Source organism: Vibrio sp. Vb0667 (genome assembly GCF_033391095.1).
On sequence record NZ_JAWPOL010000349.1, the window covers coordinates 1 to 1,086 of the forward strand.

At 45.0% G+C, this 1,086-nt stretch carries 2 protein-coding genes; one reads left to right on the top strand and one right to left on the bottom strand.

The genetic code is table 11. The features are described 5' to 3' along the window. Window positions 1-460, bottom strand: a 460-nt coding sequence (locus R8269_RS25825; RefSeq protein WP_318222987.1) for a class I SAM-dependent methyltransferase, incomplete at its 3' end; no start/stop codon positions are given. A gap of 225 nt (window positions 461-685) precedes the next feature. Between R8269_RS25825 and R8269_RS25830 the strand changes: the two genes are divergently transcribed. Further along, window positions 686-1,086: LysR family transcriptional regulator (locus R8269_RS25830; RefSeq protein WP_318222988.1), on the top strand; the 401-nt coding region annotated here is incomplete at its 3' end.

A 1,086-nucleotide genomic window follows, 5' to 3' on the forward strand; every position in this document is an offset into this window, starting at 1 on the left:
GGCTTAAGGTGAAGCCGTCTTGCTCGGATTCTGCAACCCAATCAAAATGAACGAAGTAACCACCTTCATTTAGCAACGAATGGGCAATGTCTAACGATGATTCCACATCATCGACAAAAGCAAGGACAGAAGACGCAACCACAAGATCAAATTGTCCGCGGAAAGCAGGATGTTGCGCCACTAAACCTCGTGATAATGCATCTACGACTGGCTCAACGTTGAGTAACTCTTTTTTGTCGAGCTCTTCAATCATGGCTTCAGACGCATCTAACGCCACAATATCCTTAACAATGGGTGACAACAATTGGCTTAATTGCCCGGTGCCGCATCCAAAATCTAAAACTTTAATGCCATCAAGCTGAGTTAGCTGTTGTAACTGTGCAAACACCGACTGCGCAAATTGCTCTGTTGCTGGGTTCGATTCCCAGTTCTTTGCTAAGCCGTCCCAATCTTGTGCCATCGTGGCCTCCATGTTCACTTCTTATAGCCCACATATCACTATGTGACGTCAAAATGCAGTTGGCGCATTTTGAAATTAATAGGCTATAGGGTACCGCAAAACCGCTAAAAGACCATAGACTTATCTGGCGAATTACTATTTTTTTCGATAATCTTTCACAGCTTTGGGAGCACATCTCTATCGTGCCCTACTTTATTGCAAATTCTTAATTGGTTGTGTCAAATCATGAACTTAACTCAGGTAGAAGCTTTCTGCACTATCGCAGAGTGTGGCTCAGTCTCCGAAGCTGCGCGGCAGTTAGACTGTAACCGAACCAAACTCAGCATGTCGATCAAGGCATTAGAAAAAGAGCTCGATGTTGAGTTGTTCACAAGAACAGGAAACCAACTGACGCTTTCGGAAGCGGGAAAAGCAATTTACAAAGATTGCGAGTATTTATTGGTCACAGCTCAACGAATCAGAAAAACATGCGCGCAAATCTCCGAAGGCTTCAACGCCGAAGTCTGGGTGGCGCGTGATGACTCACTGCCAGACGATTTGTGGCAAGAACTGTCTCACCGACTCAACAATCGATTCCCTTCTACAACGTTTAACCTCATCTTGGCCTCTAGTGGTGACTTGGCTAA